The following is a 539-nucleotide window of genomic DNA, read 5'->3' as shown; positions in this document are numbered from 1 at the left end:
TTATTACAAATGATTGAAACCTATCATGATAAAAACCGGAAGATTGTATGGGTATGTATTGTTGTGCATGCAAAAGAGCAGCGTAAATCGCTGCTCTTTTCTTTATGAGCATGGCTTAGCTTCGTAGCCCAATCCCTTTTGTTACCAAATAGTGGGCAATGGCGTACAGCATCACAACAAACACACCAAGTACACTAAATGAAGTCACGATACCGACATCCGATACGCCTAAAAATCCGTAACGGAATGCATTCACCATGTAAACAATTGGGTTGATTTTCGATACACCTTGCCAAAACTCAGGCAACAGGCTAATCGAATAAAACACACCGCCAAGATAGGTAAGCGGCGTTAATACAAACGTAGGAATGATTGAGATGTCATCAAACGTCTTTGCGTAAACCGCATTGATCAATCCACCAAGAGCAAACACCACCGACGTCATAAATACCGTCGCCACAATAATGCCCCAGTGCTCAACCTGTAGATCCACAAACAGCAGCGACACGCACGTCACAATAGCACCAACCAGCAAGCCA

At 43.4% G+C, this 539-nt stretch carries 1 protein-coding gene; it reads right to left on the bottom strand.

Annotated elements, in window-relative coordinates:
• Positions 1 to 115 precede the first annotated feature (115 nt).
• The coding region (locus tag R7Z50_RS30555; RefSeq protein WP_318150158.1) for an ABC transporter permease at positions 116 to 539 on the bottom strand (424 nt) is incomplete at its 5' end.

It is taken from the genome of Vibrio sp. 1249-1, from assembly GCF_033340495.1.
Note: the sequence above shows the minus strand (reverse complement) of the source record. Positions and strands in the feature narration are given on the sequence as shown.